14 protein-coding genes and 1 pseudogene are annotated in these 15,283 nt (G+C 47.6%); 4 read left to right on the top strand and 11 right to left on the bottom strand.

Annotated features, from left to right (window positions below; all coding sequences use genetic code 11):
* A partial coding sequence (gene psbA / locus DXZ20_RS36820) for a photosystem II q(b) protein (protein WP_163703358.1) occupies positions 1-1,037 on the top strand: 1,037 nt, incomplete at its 5' end.
* On the opposite strand, the gene DXZ20_RS36815 is transcribed toward psbA, so the two are convergent.
* From DXZ20_RS36815 to DXZ20_RS36790, 6 genes are all read right to left on the bottom strand, one after another.
* On the bottom strand, positions 945-2,261 hold the full coding sequence (locus DXZ20_RS36815; protein WP_163703357.1) for a calcium-binding protein: 1,317 nt from the start codon (positions 2,259-2,261) through the stop codon (positions 945-947). The genes psbA and DXZ20_RS36815 overlap by 93 nt on opposite strands.
* A gap of 792 nt (positions 2,262-3,053) precedes the next feature.
* Entirely contained in the window at positions 3,054-4,772 is a 1,719-nt protein-coding gene (locus DXZ20_RS38650) for a mechanosensitive ion channel domain-containing protein (RefSeq protein ID WP_163703356.1), read from the bottom strand.
* A 77-nt stretch (positions 4,773-4,849) separates the two neighbouring features.
* Positions 4,850-5,518: a TVP38/TMEM64 family protein gene (locus tag DXZ20_RS36805; protein WP_006514881.1), complete on the bottom strand. Its 669-nt coding sequence runs from the start codon at positions 5,516-5,518 to the stop codon at positions 4,850-4,852.
* Positions 5,519-5,681: 163 nt separating this feature from the next.
* Positions 5,682-6,455 carry a TVP38/TMEM64 family protein gene (locus DXZ20_RS36800; protein WP_163663093.1) on the bottom strand — a complete coding sequence of 258 codons (774 nt, stop codon included), beginning with the start codon at positions 6,453-6,455 and terminating at the stop codon, positions 5,682-5,684.
* Positions 6,456-6,548: 93 nt separating this feature from the next.
* Positions 6,549-7,550, bottom strand: a complete 1,002-nt coding sequence (gene arsS, locus DXZ20_RS36795; RefSeq protein WP_163663090.1) for an arsenosugar biosynthesis radical SAM (seleno)protein ArsS — start codon at positions 7,548-7,550, stop codon at positions 6,549-6,551.
* 323 nt (positions 7,551-7,873) lie between these two features.
* The gene (locus DXZ20_RS36790; protein WP_163663087.1) at positions 7,874-8,392 is read right to left on the bottom strand and encodes a hypothetical protein; all 519 of its coding nucleotides are present in this window, start codon (positions 8,390-8,392) and stop codon (positions 7,874-7,876) included.
* A gap of 873 nt (positions 8,393-9,265) precedes the next feature.
* On the opposite strand from DXZ20_RS36790, the gene DXZ20_RS36785 reads away from it, so the two are divergent.
* Positions 9,266-10,714, top strand: coding sequence for a DUF362 domain-containing protein (locus DXZ20_RS36785; protein WP_250566060.1), 1,449 nt, complete (start codon positions 9,266-9,268; stop codon positions 10,712-10,714).
* Here the strand turns inward: DXZ20_RS36785 and DXZ20_RS36780 are convergent.
* Positions 10,658-11,065, bottom strand: a pseudogene (locus DXZ20_RS36780) (bleomycin hydrolase); the annotation flags it as partial. The gene DXZ20_RS36785 and the pseudogene DXZ20_RS36780 overlap by 57 nt on opposite strands.
* Before the next feature lie 256 nt (positions 11,066-11,321).
* Between DXZ20_RS36780 and DXZ20_RS36775 the strand changes: the two are divergent.
* Entirely contained in the window at positions 11,322-11,567 is a 246-nt protein-coding gene (locus DXZ20_RS36775) for a DUF8630 family protein (protein WP_163671551.1), read from the top strand.
* Between the two features lie 77 nt (positions 11,568-11,644).
* Positions 11,645-11,947 (top strand): hypothetical protein, encoded by a 303-nt coding sequence (locus tag DXZ20_RS36770; RefSeq protein ID WP_163671550.1) that lies wholly within the window; start codon positions 11,645-11,647, stop codon positions 11,945-11,947.
* Positions 11,948-12,021: 74 nt separating this feature from the next.
* Here DXZ20_RS36770 and DXZ20_RS36765 read toward each other — a convergent pair whose 3' ends face one another.
* From DXZ20_RS36765 to DXZ20_RS36750, 4 genes are all read right to left on the bottom strand, one after another.
* The gene (locus tag DXZ20_RS36765) at positions 12,022-12,630 is read right to left on the bottom strand and encodes a HEAT repeat domain-containing protein (RefSeq protein WP_163703355.1); all 609 of its coding nucleotides are present in this window, start codon (positions 12,628-12,630) and stop codon (positions 12,022-12,024) included.
* 130 nt (positions 12,631-12,760) lie between these two features.
* Positions 12,761-14,044 (bottom strand): C-phycoerythrin alpha-cysteine-82 phycoerythrobilin lyase CpeY, encoded by a 1,284-nt coding sequence (gene cpeY, locus DXZ20_RS36760; RefSeq protein ID WP_163703354.1) that lies wholly within the window; start codon positions 14,042-14,044, stop codon positions 12,761-12,763.
* 256 nt (positions 14,045-14,300) lie between these two features.
* On the bottom strand, positions 14,301-14,795 hold the full coding sequence (gene cpeA, locus DXZ20_RS36755; protein WP_006515445.1) for a C-phycoerythrin subunit alpha: 495 nt from the start codon (positions 14,793-14,795) through the stop codon (positions 14,301-14,303).
* A 72-nt stretch (positions 14,796-14,867) separates the two neighbouring features.
* On the bottom strand, positions 14,868-15,283 hold a 416-nt coding region (locus DXZ20_RS36750), incomplete at its 5' end, for a C-phycoerythrin subunit beta (RefSeq protein WP_163703732.1).

Genomic DNA, 15,283 nt, shown 5'->3' with positions numbered 1-15,283 from the left:
TTAGTCCATGGGAACGCTTTTGCGCATGGATCACCAGCACTGAAAATCGATTATATGTTGGCTGGTTCGGGACCCTTTTGATTCCCACAGCCCTGGTCGCTACGGTTGTTTTTGTCCTGGCCATGGTGGCGGCACCCCCCGTGGATATGGATGGGATTCGAGAGCCCATTAGCGGCTCCTTGCTCTACGGCAACAATATGATTACCGCCACCGTGGTGCCCTCCTCCAATGCCATTGGCCTCCACTTTTATCCCATCTGGGAAGCCGCCAGTCTAGATGAGTGGCTTTACAACGGTGGCCCATACCAGATGATTATCTTTCACTTTCTCATTGCTGCCTATGCCTATATGGGCCGTCAGTGGGAACTGAGCTATCGCTTAGGCATGAGACCCTGGATTGCCGTGGCCTATTCGGCTCCAGTGGCAGCGGCTACTTCTGTGTTACTGATTTACCCCATCGGCCAAGGCAGTTTTTCAGATGGCTTGATGCTCGGCATCTCGGGCACCTTCAACTTTATGATTGTGTTTACAGCCGAGCACAACATTCTCATGCATCCCTTCCATATGCTGGGGGTCATCGGTGTCTTCGGGGGGGCCTTGTTCTCGGCCATGCATGGCTCCTTGGTCACCTCGTCGTTAGTGCGGGAAACCACCGAACTTGAATCCCAAAATGCTGGCTATCGCTTTGGTCAAGAGGAAGAAACCTATAACCTGGTCGCCGCCCATGGCTACTTTGGACGCTTGATCTTTCAATATGCCTCGTTTAATAACAGTCGCTCGTTGCACTTTCTACTGGCCGCCTGGCCAGTGGTCGGCATTTGGTTCGCCTCCCTGGGCATCTGCTCCATGGCCTTTAATCTCAATGGGTTCAACTTTAACCAGTCCATTCTAGACAGTGAAGGGCGCGTGGTGAATACCTGGGCCGATGTGCTGAATCGCGCCAATTTAGGCATTGAAGTCATCCATGAGCGTAATGCCCACAACTTTCCCCTGGATTTGGCGTCTGGTTCCTCGGTAGGCACTGCCCGTCAGTGTTAAGTTCTCTACATAGTTTCCAAGGGTGTAGCTAACGGATGATTTTACAGTGTCAATACCCTGGCCAAAATATTCAACAACTTTGTCAAAGCTGCTGTTAACAACATAGGTGTCATTGCCATACCCACCGTACATGGAATCGTTGCCGTACCCACCATCCAGGTAGTCATGGCCTCCATAGGCATAGATAGTGTCGTTGCCACTATAGCCGTACAGTGCATTATTGTAGTTGTTGCCTCTCAACACGTTGCTGTAGCTGTTGCCAGTTCCTCGGTAGGCACTGCCCGTCAATGTTAGGTTCTCTACGTAGTTTCCAAGGGTGTAGCTAACGGATGATTTTACAGTGTCAATACCCTGGCCAAAATATTCAACAACTTTATCAAGGGTACTGTTAACAACATAGGTGTCATTGCCATACCCGCCGTACATGGAATCGTTGCCGTGCCCACCATCCAGGTAGTCATGGCCTCCATAGGCATAGATAGTGTCGTTGCCACTATAGCCGTACAGTGCATTGTTGTAGTTGTTGCCTCTCAACACGTTGCTGTAGCTGTTGCCAGTTCCTCGGTAGGCACTGCCCGTCAATGTTAGGTTCTCTACATAGTTTCCAAGGGTGTAGCTAACGGATGATTTTACAGTGTCAATACCCTGGCCAAAATATTCAACAACTTTGTCAAAGCTGCTGTTAACAACATAGGTGTCATTGCCATACCCACCGTACATGGAATCGTTGCCGTACCCACCATCCAGGTAGTCATGGCCTCCATAGGCATAGATAGTGTCGTTGCCACTATAGCCGTACAGTGCATTATTGTAGTTGTTGCCTCTCAACACGTTGCCGTAGCTGTTTCCGTTTCCTCGGTAGGCACTGCCCGTCAGTGTTAAGTTCTCTACATAGTTTCCAAGGGTGTAGCTAACGGATGATTTTACAGTGTCAATACCCTGGCCAAAATACTCAACAACTTTGTCAAAGCTGCTGTTAACAACATAGGTGTCATTGCCATACCCGCCGTACATGGAATCGTTGCCGTACCCGCCATCTAGGTAGTCGTTGCCATACCCACCATTGAGGTAATCGTTTCCAGCATAGCCGTACATAGTGTCATTACCATTGAACCCATAGATGTTGTCATTAAAAATAGTTCCATAAAGACTGGAGCGGAAAATGAAGGGAAAACCATTAAAAGTGCCGTTGTCATTGTAGTTAGTGCCGTAGATATTAGCCATGTTTTCCTCAAAATGAATGAATGGAATTAGATGCTTTACTCACACGACCCAGGGAACCTGAAGAGATTAAAGAGAAAATTCTTTTACTGTATCAAATATCTCTTCTTGTCTTTGGGGTGGCTCTCAACTGAACCATCTAAAGAATAGGGTGAGAAAAACTTTCAATCACCGGGTTTTCCTATAAGCTTCAACGACAAATCATGAGAGGCTCCTTGACGAAAAGTGCAAGAGTCCTTTCCAGTTTTAAAATAAGCGAATTTCTTCCTAGATCTTCAAAGTAAAAACGTCTGGAACGTGTATCGCCCAGACGTCAATTTCGAATATTAAATTGGTTGAATTAACAGTCGTTTACCTACTCTGACCAGTCAACAATCGTTTCCCAATCATCGATCCCCACAGCTGAACAGATTCCAATAAAGCTATCTACACAAATACGATTTTTACGCCAGAATCGTTTCAGTGTAGATTCACTGATAAAGGCTAAGTGGTACCAAACCTTAGAATTTTTGGCCCAGCCTTTTCGTTTACGTGCTTGATCAATTGTACGTAACCCGTCTTGCGAAGCTCTGACTCTGGCTGAACTCCTATGGATGCGGAACTGTTTCACGTCTTGTTAGATGTATTTCAAAACAACAGCCTATGGGTTCTATGACAACTGAACCATCTAAAGACTAGGTGATGAAATAGGGGGCGTCATCGGGGTTTCCTATAAGCCTGAATGACAAAATCTGAGAAGTCACCTTGCAGAAATCTGCAAGGCTACCCTTCAACTGTTCTATAAGCTGTTTCTGACTAGGTTTTGTTATTATCCCAACGCTGATGCTTGTCGAGTTTATTCAGACTATCTTCGGATAGGGTAACTGGCAGCGGTCCTTTGGGGAGATGGATATCTCGCTGGGGAAATGGAATTTCGATGCCGACTTTGCGGAAAGCGGTTGCGATCGCAAAATTTAAATCACTTTTCACCTGGGGATATAGCTGGGGTTTGCGAATCCATACCAGCAGCTCAAAATTAAAGGAACTTTCGCCAAAGTCATTCAAGAATACTTCAGGGGCAGGGGCCGCCATCACCTGGGAATGTTGCCGTCCTACCTCCAGTAAAATTGCCTTAACGGTCTCTGGGTTGCTGTTGTAGGAAACCCCCACCGGAATATGAATGCGCGATAGGGGATTACGGTGACTCCAGTTGATCACATCCTGCTCTAAAAATCGTGAGTTAGGCACAATAATCGACACCTGATCAAGGGTGCGAATATCCGTACTGCGGGGGCCAATGCGATCCACCCGACCCATTTTCCCCTCCAGTTCAATAAAATCGCCCACCTGGATCGGGCGCTCAAAAACCAGCACTAAACCACTGCTAATGTCTTTGGCAATATTTTGCAGGCCTAAACCAAGTCCCACACCCAGGGCACTGGCAAGCAACGTCAGAGAGCTGAGATCGATGCCCCACAGCTGTAATACTGCAATGATGCCGACAAATAAGATGAAGTAACGGATCAAGATAGCAATGGCCGCCTGCATGCCCAGGCTGAGACCTGAAGCTTGTAAAAGTCGCGATCGCAACACATTTGTTGCAATTTTAGCCACCAGGACTAAAATTCCCAGCCACCCAAACAAAGCCAGAATATCGGCAATGGAGAGGCTCGTTTCTCCTAACGGCAGTGCTTGATCAATAAAAAACTCCGCCAGTCCATCCTGTATACGATGGGTCCAAGCCCTGGTGAATCGAAACTGCCTGACCACGAAGAGTACTGCCGATAGCCAGAGAGCCACCCGCAACACCAACAGTAATAGTTGAAGACTAAAGCGTGCCAGTGAAAACTCAGTGCGACCAATGCCAGTTGTCCCCGGTAGCGGTTGAGCAACACTTATGGGAAAGAGGGGCAATACATAACGACGACAGAGATACCCCAGGAAATAATGCAGTCCTGCGGCTCCTAACAAGACAGCAAGGGATGTGAGCGTAGCCCGCAGCAAATAATCCCCACTGCGTTCCAACCGTGCTTGCTTCAACCCTTCCTCAATATTCTCAGCCCAAATTCGAGCCTGGCGATCCAGGGTATCTTCTTTAACATTCACAGGTGGGTTCATGGCCCGCAGGTCATTGGCCGTCACCGATAACAACCGACGGCCTGTCCTCGCCGATGAACCGTTGTAGATAATGGGCGTATATCTAGAAATATCTACCCTAACCGACAGAGGTTCACTGGATTTCATAAGCTCTGCCAGTTCCCAGTTGATGCCCTGGGCTCTTCGGGTTTCTGTCAGTTCTTTAGTTTCTGCCACTTGGAATAGACGTTGACCATCCACCACAATCCACTCGGTGGAAATCTCCTCTTCCTGGACAGTACTTTCCTGGTTTTTAATCCCCTGGGCAAAGGACTCAGGCGAAGCAAAGATAGTAAAGCCTAAGGCCACACTCAGCAGAATGCCAATCACAAATCTGCTCGTGAGTCGCCAGTACTGCTGACGTTTTCTAACGTGCTGATCAAAAAATTGACTTAACACTGTCCGCTATCCCATCGATCTGGGCCTATCCTACAGTGTTTTAAAGAGACCTGGCTGGCCAGGCACTGGTTCAATGTCTACCGCAGTTCACTCCGGCGATATTTCTGAGCCAAGATCGGCATTAAGGATAGCAATGCCAATAAGCTTAAACAAATAACAACGGGCCACCAGTCACCATTGCGCAGAGCATCAACCCCTGTAACCCCTAACCAGGTATAGGCCATGGTGCCAGGGATAATGCCAATCAAAGTACCCAGGGCATAGGGCGTCACTGCAATATTGGTTAAACCGAAGAGGAAGTTCACCACGTTAAAGGGGGAAATGGGGGCAAACCTGACCGCCAGCACACAGGGTAAGGCCTGATGTTCCATGGTTTTGTCTAACCGTAAAAATATCCCCTTAAACCGAGGGTGTCGACAAAACCGTCGCTCAAACCAACCATGGAACAGATATCGCGCTAGCCAGAAGGCCATCAATGCGCCTGCGGTTGCCCCCAGGATGGACCACAGTGTGCCCCAAAGTAAGCCAAATAGGGCCCCCCCTATAACCACCAGCACTGTTCCAGGAATCCCCACGGCAGCGGCTATGGTATGGGCACCAATAAAAACAGCAACTCTCCAATTACCTGAGTTTTCGATGAGCTCGGTCAGTGCCTGATGGTCCAATAGGATATGTACTAATCGCCAACCCCAAAGGGCCACTGTAGCCACAATCAACAGACCCCAGATATGTTTTTTTCGGACCATGGCGATACGAGTGTCATTGTGAGTATGATACCAAGTTCCCTCGCTCCTCCCAGAATAAGCGGAGGATGCGTCGAGGGAAATTCAGGGTGCAGAGTGATGAATGTTACTGAGCTCCTGAGTGTTTCTGAGTAATCCGTAAGACTCAGCGTCTAAGACTCAGCGTCTAAGACTCGGCTTCAATAGGTTGATTAGTCTCAGGAAGAGATTCTTGTAGAGACTTGCGAGCAACCTTAGTCACAATAAAGACAACAGCAAATGTGGCCACCAAACCCACAAGTAAAAACGCCCATTCTGCAGGACTTCTCTCTTGTCCAGTGGCAGCACTACCGACGACACCACCGAGGTAGACATATAGAATAGTGCCTGGCAAAATGCCCACCGTGCCCAACACATAGTCAGTTAAAGACACATTGGTCAGTCCCAGAGCATAGTTCAACAAGTTAAATGGAAAGGCTGGAGAAAGACGTACCAAAAAGATGATTTTGCGGCCTTCTTTCTCAATGGCGTCATAGATGGCCTTAAAGATGCGATTACCCGATACCTTATTGGATACCCAGTCACGGGCCAGATAGCGCCCAATTAGAAATGCTGCCGTAGCGCCCAGCATTGCACCGATAAACACAAGAATGGTGCCTTTGACAATGCCAAATACGGCCCCTGCGCCCAAAGTCACCACCGATGCAGGTAAGAACGATACGGTGATAACGATATACATAAGGATAAAGACAATGGGGGCCACCGGTCCCAAGCCTTCAACCCAGTTGAGAGCGTTTTGAAGCGTGCCCTGGATACCACCGCTGGCGTCCTGAGCCATAGCTGGAGCCGCTGCCAGCAACACCATCCCGATAAAAGCAAATGACATAAATTTAGTCAGTACTTTAGCCAGTTTCGACTGATTACTTGGCAAAGGGCCAAGCATGTTTTTTGAGCCTGTCATTAGAAATACTCCTGTGTAAGTTTATCTTGAAAAGACGGTGTTCCCTATCCCCTCTGGAAAGTCTAGGCCCAGACTTTCCAGAGAGCTTGGTCTCTAAACTAGAGAACCTCCACAGCTAGACCCACTGCCGGCGGTACAACCAAAACAGTAGGGACGGGTTTGCACCTGTTCGACCACGTCTAATGTGCCACGCTCAAGCAAGGACTTGATGGTGACGGGTTGCCCTTGGGCATCCAGGGCTGGCACCCCCTCCATTTGGTGAAAATCACAGTCATAGACCTGACCTAAGTAATCCACCGATAGCTCACTGCGGCACATTAGATGGGCTACCGTGCCAGCATTATGATGCTGGGCTAAAAACGTCAGATAGGGATCATGGAGCTGACGATGTTTCAGATGAAATTTAGTACGGCCAATCGGTAGATTGGTGATGGTGAATAAGCTATTGAACTGAATATCAAAATGTTCGCTGAGGTAAGCCTTATAATCCTTTTCTAATCCGGTCTGTCCCGGCGTTAGGGAAAAGTTTTCAGAGGTGGGCACGGGCGGATTGTAGACTAAATCAATCACCAGATTTGGATCGTTGCCATATCCCTGTTGATTCAATAGCTGTAGTGCCTGAATCGAGTCATGGTAGACGCCCTGTCCCCGCATTTTGTCCACATTATCTTCTAGATAGCAGGGCAGTGACGCCACTACTCGCAATTGGTTTTTGGCAAAATAATCAGGTAGATCTTCGTAGCCAGGTTCAAAAAAGATTGTCAGGTTTGAACGGACAATCACTTCTTTCCCTTGGGCACGGGCAGCTTCCACGATGGGACGGAACCCATAGTTCATCTCCGGCGCACCACCGGTTAAATCTACGGTCTGGATTTGTGGAAACTGATGAATCATTTCCACTAGCTGATTGCACACGTCAGGGGATAATTCCTCAGTGCGATGGGGGCCAGCCTCCACATGGCAGTGACTACAGCTGAGGTTGCACTTGCGGCCTAAATTGATTTGTAAAACGCTGATGGGCGTTTTGGTCAATGGTTGACCTAAAGCAGCCTCGAAACTGGGCAATGTCTGTGGAGCAGGAATTGACTGGACCATATCTAAATAAACGGGTAGTTGACGGCTTGCAGCCAGGAAGCTTGACTTCCACGACTGTCATTGAACGATACCTTGCTGAATTTTCCCTGAAAACAAAACACTAAATTGCTTAATGCCCTACAATCTCGCTCAGTCAATGACTTTAATAGGGATAGATGGATTGATCATGGGGGCTTATATTCGGATTTATTAATCCAAGTTTTAAGCATGCCAAGGCCAGGCCACTAGCTAATATAGACAGCTATCAAAAAACTGCTAACTGAAGCAAAAATTTTTTGATAGTAGAAAAGACCAAGGCATCACTAGTGAGATGGAAGCTCATATCAGGAAACCAGTGTAAAGCGCTTATCCGTAAACATTGAGAGGGGGCGCAACCAGTACTTATCGCTATTGTCTTGGGTGCTTTTGTAGCAAACATGTGGCTCACTTAATTCAGGAAATGCCCAGTGCTTATTACCAGTATGCTTTGTAGTAGAGTTTTCTGTTGCGGGAAGAATGTCATGATAGCTCCCTGACTCTGTATGAATCGCTGTGAAGTAAGCGGGTGAAGCATGAAACCCTTGCCCAGCTTCAACGATGACAACCACCTCATATTCATGCCACTTGCCCGCTGCTGGATTATGTTTGTAGTGGCGATAGATTTGACCAGGGGACGGGTTCAGCACCTTCTGATTATCAATGAAATCATCTCCTGTTAACGGCTTCTCTGGCAGCCTGTTTTCATGTCCACACCACGGGCACCACAGCATAGCCTGACTACCCCAAGGGAAATCGCCAATAGCCCACCATTTCTGGCAGCGATCGCAACTGAAGTGATAGAGATGTTCTATGGATACTTTCATGGCATACCTCGACAACAGCCCCAATAATCGCAGCTATCGCACTGCCTAGCCATACTACATCAGTCAATTTCTATATCATCCTGCGCCAGCATCCGTCTCACTCATCTTCTCTGACTCCGAGAGCAAGAACAACGATTCTGGATCATCTAGCTCTGTTGCAACGCTTCTCTTTTTGCTAGGTTCCATCTTTCACTCAAGTCTCCATCGATTACTGAGTTGTCATTCGCCAGCTAGGGGAGTCATCGCCGTTGTTCTACGTCGGATAGGGTGTCAAGAAAATAAATTTTCATTAACGCTCAGGTATAACGAACTGACTGGGGGTTGGCATATAAGAATATCTATACCTATAAAAAGAACAATATAACCGATTAATTTATGCAGGAAACCCCTGGAATATTTCCAGCCAAAGTCCATATCCTAAATCCCAGAAGACTTCCCTTAAGAGTAGTGCCAGTCAAAGTTAGGCCTTACAGAAGAATGTATTTTGAAGACTCAAATCTGATAGTTCGTTTCAGCGAACCATGGGCGTAGTATCCATGATTTTTATGGGTTATTCTTGTCTAGAAAACAGTGATTTAAGTAACATTTTTTTAGCGGCAAAGGTCCGCCCTAAACATCTTCTCAATAGTTGCTAAAAAAATTGTTAAATCGCATCCAGGTCACATAGAAACCAAGGTATCAGTTAAGCTGTTATATCTAGTGATGTGAGTGAGAAACAATAGAGCCGCGCCTCGTAACAACTTCCTATTTTTTGAGCCCTCTACCCATAAGGTTTTGTTGACAAGGATTGTTGCACTCAAGCCTCAGTAATAAAGATCAAAATCTATAGGACGCCACCAATCTAATGGGTTGATCAGTGGATGCATTTTGTTTATGGTCTACACTGTCAAAGACAATTGTATTGCGTGTAATATTTGCCAGCCGCAGTGCCCCCATGGAGCAATTAAGTCTACAGATGACGGCGAAAGCTATTGGATTGATCCCACCCGCTGCGATGGTTGCCCAGATGTAGACATTCCACGCTGTGTAGAAGCCTGTGACGTTGATGCACTGGCTCCACTGCGCCCCAAAAAAGGGCGCTACAAAAGTAGCTTATTGCCACCAGCAATTCCTGACATCTTTCTCAATGGCAAAACCACACCGTTTGCTTCTTCCATGGTGATTTGGGAGGCCTGCAACATTTTAGCGCAGCGCCAGCATCTGTCGTGGCAAACTGATGCGGATGGCCAACTCTGCTATCGCCGTCCAGTGCACCGCGATCGAGGAGAAATGCGATTTCGACTGACCATAAACCCCGAAAGTCATTCTCCTGTTCCCATGTCTGAGTATGAGGCAACAGCTGCCATCACTCAATTCGATATTCGTGCCACCTGTCTCCATTTAATTTTTGCTGCCTATGCGGTCACGGTTGATTGTCCCTGGGAAACTTCCTTCGTATTGAACAACCAACACATTGAGCAATATTTGGGGCTTGATAAGCGTAAAGATCTGACCAAATTGGATAAGCTTACTCTAATCAAACAGTTGGTGTATCAAGCTTGTCAACTGCTCGTCGCAGTCGACTGGCCTCGCCAGGGCAAAGTCCATGCCTTCTCCCTGGATGAACACCCCATATGGCATCTGCTTGACACCGAATATTATTTTGAAGCAGATGCCCAGGGAGATCGCCATCTGATTGGTCTGAGTTTTACTGTGCGAGCCGGTATTTGGGCTAAACACTTTCTCAATAAGCGAGACTATCGTAACCAAACGGCTTTTTACCAGTACGGCAACTTACCCAAATCTTTGCTTACAGAAGTCCTCAGTAATTGGCAACAGCATGAAGGAGCCGTCCGTTTGCTTCTATGGCTATTGTTTAAGTTGCGGCTGGGGAGTGATCATCGGCTGACCGTTCGCACCCTGCTGCGCATTGCCTATGGCACAGATCGATTAGTGGCAGCAACCACTGTACGGGGTGCCCATAAGCGTCTGCTTAAAACCTTTGAAAGCGATCTGGAAGCCATTTACTATTATGGGCTCACCCCCCTGTTTGATCCAGAGACTTATTCTTTTGATATTCAGCCGTTATGGGCCAAAGCGGTTGACATTCCTGATGATGTTGACGATGCTCTTGAGTTTTGGGTGAATGATGCTAACCAGATCCGGAGCTTAACGGACACGGCTCCCCGAGATAAGTGGCAGCGGCTGATCAATGCACGACTTGCAGGGTTTGAGCTATCAGAAGACTGGCAACAAACAGTACATCGCCGTGCCCCTAAACGTCGTCGCAGGAGCCTTCATGATCTGTACGGCACGTACAGTGGACGTTGCAGGTACGCCTAGAGCAGCATAAGTCTCTTTTAGACCGTTCAAGCAACGATCATCTAGAACGGATGCATCACCAGCTAGTAGGGCGTAAGTTACATAGCGAAGAACGATCTCGCCGTCACGTAGGCAGGCAGCCATACGACGGTTGGGGTAGCAGTTACCACCCGCTTGGATGAGACCCTGGTTCTCACAGATCATGCCAGCAATAGCATCAGATACCATGCAGCTTGCGTTGGATGCAATTGCGTTTACAGCATCCAGACGACGGTTGCCGCTTGCAACAAATGCCTTAAGGGCAGATAGATCACCGACAGGTGCAGTGCTGGCATCAGCGGATACTACCGCTCTAGAAAAAGCGTCAAGCATTGAGCTCTCCTTACTTCAAAAACACATTGGGCAAATTCTTCGGGCAACCGCCACAGCAGTTCGGTGTGCCACGAACTAACCATATGCAACAGACCTTACCTAAGTCCTTAATATCAACAACAAAGCAATATTCCGTTACATATGCCTCATTTAATTCATATTAGATGGCAGCAACTAATGACAAACGACAGCTCAGCCGTAAAAATATAGCTATATAGATGAACTATTTTTTTGAAAAACTGAAAGGACCCTCATCATGACTAGCTCGACTGATACTGCCACCCCCCAAGTTACCGTTGAAGAAATCACTGAACTCATCACTGAGTTTGAGAAGTATCGTGAGCGTTTAACCAACGAAACTTTGGATGCTGCTAAAAAAGCAAAAATGTCCAAGAAAGAGACCATGGCCAAGTTAGAGCCCGAGCTTGCCAAAATTGATGCGGCCCTGGCTCAACTCAATGCACAGCTAGCAGCCCTCACCCCTGACACTACAGCCGAATAGTCTTCAAATTTCTGAGGTCCAGCCTAGCCAGCCATAACTGCAGGTCTTGACCTCAGTAAAACGTCACAGGCAAAGTCATGTTGGATGATCAAAATCCGTTGCGTAGTCAGCTAGAAGATGAGCTCAACAGCTCAGAATGGCTACAAAAGTTCAAGGCTATCAACCAATTACTGCACACCTTAAAAGCTGATATTGCTGATATTTCCGCCTGTGACCTTAAATGGGATACAGGTAGCAATGGGTTAATTATTCACTGTCCTTCGATGGAGATTGAAGAACGACTCAAAGCACAGCGATCCAAAATTATTGCCATAGCAAGCTATGCGGACCGTATTACCTTGGTACAGGCCGACCAAGAACCCCTTATTTTAAAGGGTTAAAGTTGTGCTTGGAACTGTCAAAAGCTTTTGACAGTTCCAAGCACCCTTCACTCGTTTGCGAAATCACAGCAGCATTACTCTTTAGGACGAGAGAAATTTTGTACCATTTCCATACGTGATAAAGCGCTGATGGCTGTTTCCTTCACATAGCCATCCACCGAGTCATCGTCGGCCAGGTTGGCCAGCACCTCTGAAGCCTGATCTCCACCGACAGAGGCTAACGCATTCACAATAGAAACCGATAGAGCAAGATTATCGGTAGTTTGCAGGCTCTCTAGCAAGATATCCAGAGCTGCATTACCAATCTCCCCCAGGGCCATAGCCGAGGCGATATGAACCACTGGATTCGGATCATTGAGAGATTGTTTTAGACCCTGTAGCCCTAACTCTGGAAATGGCTCATCAGGATAGTTTAAGGCTACTTGTGCTAGAGCTTTAGCACAGCTACCCCGCACAGTGACATTTTCACTATTAGCCAGGGCCTCAACAATAGCAGGTACGGCATCTAAGCCAACAGCTCCTAACGTTTTGACAGCCGCCCGGCGGTAAGTAGTGTCTTCGGCATCCAAGGCACTCATCAGGCGGGGAATCGTAGTCTCATCACGATTGTCGATAATATCCACCATGGCGCGATTGCGCATATTGGGATTCGGGTGCTTAAGCTGTTCAAAAAAAGCGTCCATGGGTTGGTAACAAGAATTTTTAACTAAAGAAGAATAGATTGTAGACGTACCCTTCGACTCCGCTCAGGGCACACTGGCAAAAAATCCGTTGCCTGAGTGAAGTCGAAGTCAACAGATTTTCTGCACCAGCTTAAGCCTGCGCCATTTGAATCGAACGATGAGCCTTGGCTCTTACAGCCCAATCATTTGCTTCTAATAACAGTTTATGCTGACTGTAATCGCCTAATTGTTCTAAGGCCATTAAAGAAGCATATTGAAGCATCCAAATTTTACTGTGGGCACTGGTTTGTAATGGGGTAATCGCTCGCTGATCGCCCAGTTCTCCCAAAGATAGAGCAGCTCCGGCTCGAGATTTCATAAATTGGGGAGATGTATTGTTCAAAGCCTCAAGCAGTAAATCGTAAGCCGGTTGATGCTTAAGCCAGCCCATGAGCTTCATCACATGGTAGTGAGCACCATAGTCGTTATGGGCCTCATCCTCATAGGTGGCAAACAGAGCCGCTGGCGCAGTGTCAAGCTGCTGATCAATAAAGGTTTGAATCGCCAAATAAGTGCGGCCAAAGTCAGTGTGGTACAGCTCCCGAATAAGAAAGTCTAGGGCAGGGGGCTGATCATATTCGTGCACTAGCTCCAAATCTTGGGGATGATCTCGCAAAATCTGCTCAATCACGGGTAACGCATCATCAATGCCCACCTCGCCAGAGGCCATACCGCTCTCTGCTAATGTGCGAACAGCCCTTAAGCGAAACATTAGAGAAATAGGACAGCGCGCAATCGCCGGAATCGCTGCGTAATACTGAGAATTAATCAGATCTTCGAGGCAGGCCCGGCGAGCATTAATGTTATCGCTTTGGAGAAATGAGATGACTCGATCAATTTGGCTAAAATCTCGGGCAAAACGGCAGACGGCTGAGATCGCAGCACTAGCCGTCGGCTCATCTCCATGATCCATAAAGGGCCGCACCCGATCCACCGCTGCATCATAGTCCAACTTCACCAACGTATGAATAATCACTCGATAGGTCTGATCTGGTTTTGCCAGCAGTTGAGTAATCTCTTCTAAAATCTCTGCATCTTCTGTTCCAATTTCACCAATCGCCCAGACAGCAGACTCTACGGTATAGCGATCTGGGTCAGACAAACAGGTACGAATAGCATTCAACCCTAGCGTCGCCTTCAACTTACCCAAAGACTCAACCGATTTACGTCGAGTAATCCGATTATCCAGCGAGTCGTGGGTAACATTCACCGCTCGAATAAGCGCGTCAATCGATGCCTCTGATGGATAATTTGCCAATTGAGACGCCGCAACATAGCGCTCACTCTCATCAGCGGCCTGTTCAGGAGGCGTATCCAGAAGAGCAATCGATTGTTCTTCTGTTAAACCGAAAATATTGGCAAAACGCTTATCCATAGGACGGTTGAGCGACAAAAATCGTGAACATTCCCTTCGACTCCGCTCAGGGAAAGATGGCCAGGAAAACGAAGCATTGTGCAATCGTTTTATAAATCTCGTTGGCTGAGCACAGTCGAAGCCAACAAACGACAACAAACCTGGAGACTCCAAAGAATCTCCAGGTTTTGACTACCTAAATGCAGTCAAGCTCTTAATCGTAGTCAGATGACTAGGAAAGAGTCCTTTAGGAACGGGTCCCTTAGGAACGGGTCCCTTAAGAAAGGGAGTTGATTACGTAGTCAACCAGAGCGTTGTACTCAGTTAGAGCCTGAGCAGACATGTCACGAGGAGCGCAACCACGGTTACGGGCAAAGCTTAGAGCAGCTACGTAAGGTGCAGTGGGTAGGTTTAGCGCACGGTATACTTCACGCTGACCTGCAATACCCCACTCATCAAGAGGACCAGTACCACCCACTACTAGGCTGTAGCTGATCAGACGCATGTAGTGCTTAATGTCACGCATGCACTTAGCTTTGAACGTATCAGTGGAGTTTGCTTCACCCGCATTGTTCAAGTAGGGATACTTGGAGATGCATGCATCGTAAGCTTCTTTAGCTACGTTATCCAAGTTGCCTGCTAGCTTCTCAGCAGCTTCTAAACGTGCGGCTGCACGCTGAAGACTACCTTGTACAGACTCTAGGTCGGAAGTGGAAGGAAAACGACCAGCTGCATCAGCTGCAGCGATCACAGTGGTAACAACAGATTTCATTTCGTAATTTTCTCCAGTAGTTAAATTGATCGTGAACAATCAGAACAATCTCGCTTAGTCGTCAAGCAATGACTAACCTAGAGCAGAGATAACGCGATCAAAGTAGCTGCCAGCTTCTGCAACCAAAGAAGCGCAACGATCGTCAGTTACAGTAGAGCCCATCTTACGTAGACGTGCACCAGCGCGTGCTTCGCTAGGCTCATCCTTAATGTGAGCAGTGGCCTGGGCCTTCATGATCTGTACGGCACGTACAGTGGACGTTGCAGGTACGCCTAGAGCAGCATAAGTCTCTTTTAGACCGTTCAAGCAACGATCATCTAGAACGGATGCATCACCAGCTAGTAGCGCGTAAGTTACATAGCGCAATACGATCTCGCCGTCACGTAGGCAGGCAGCCATGCGACGGTTGGGGTAGCAGTTACCACCCGCTTGGATGAGACCCTGGTTCTCACAGATCATGCCAGCAATAGCATCAGATACCATGCAGC

The sequence above is a fragment of the Adonisia turfae CCMR0081 genome (assembly GCF_011009555.1).
Taxonomy (GTDB): domain Bacteria; phylum Cyanobacteriota; class Cyanobacteriia; order Phormidesmidales; family Phormidesmidaceae; genus Leptothoe; species Leptothoe turfae.
Note: the sequence above shows the minus strand (reverse complement) of the source record. Positions and strands in the feature narration are given on the sequence as shown.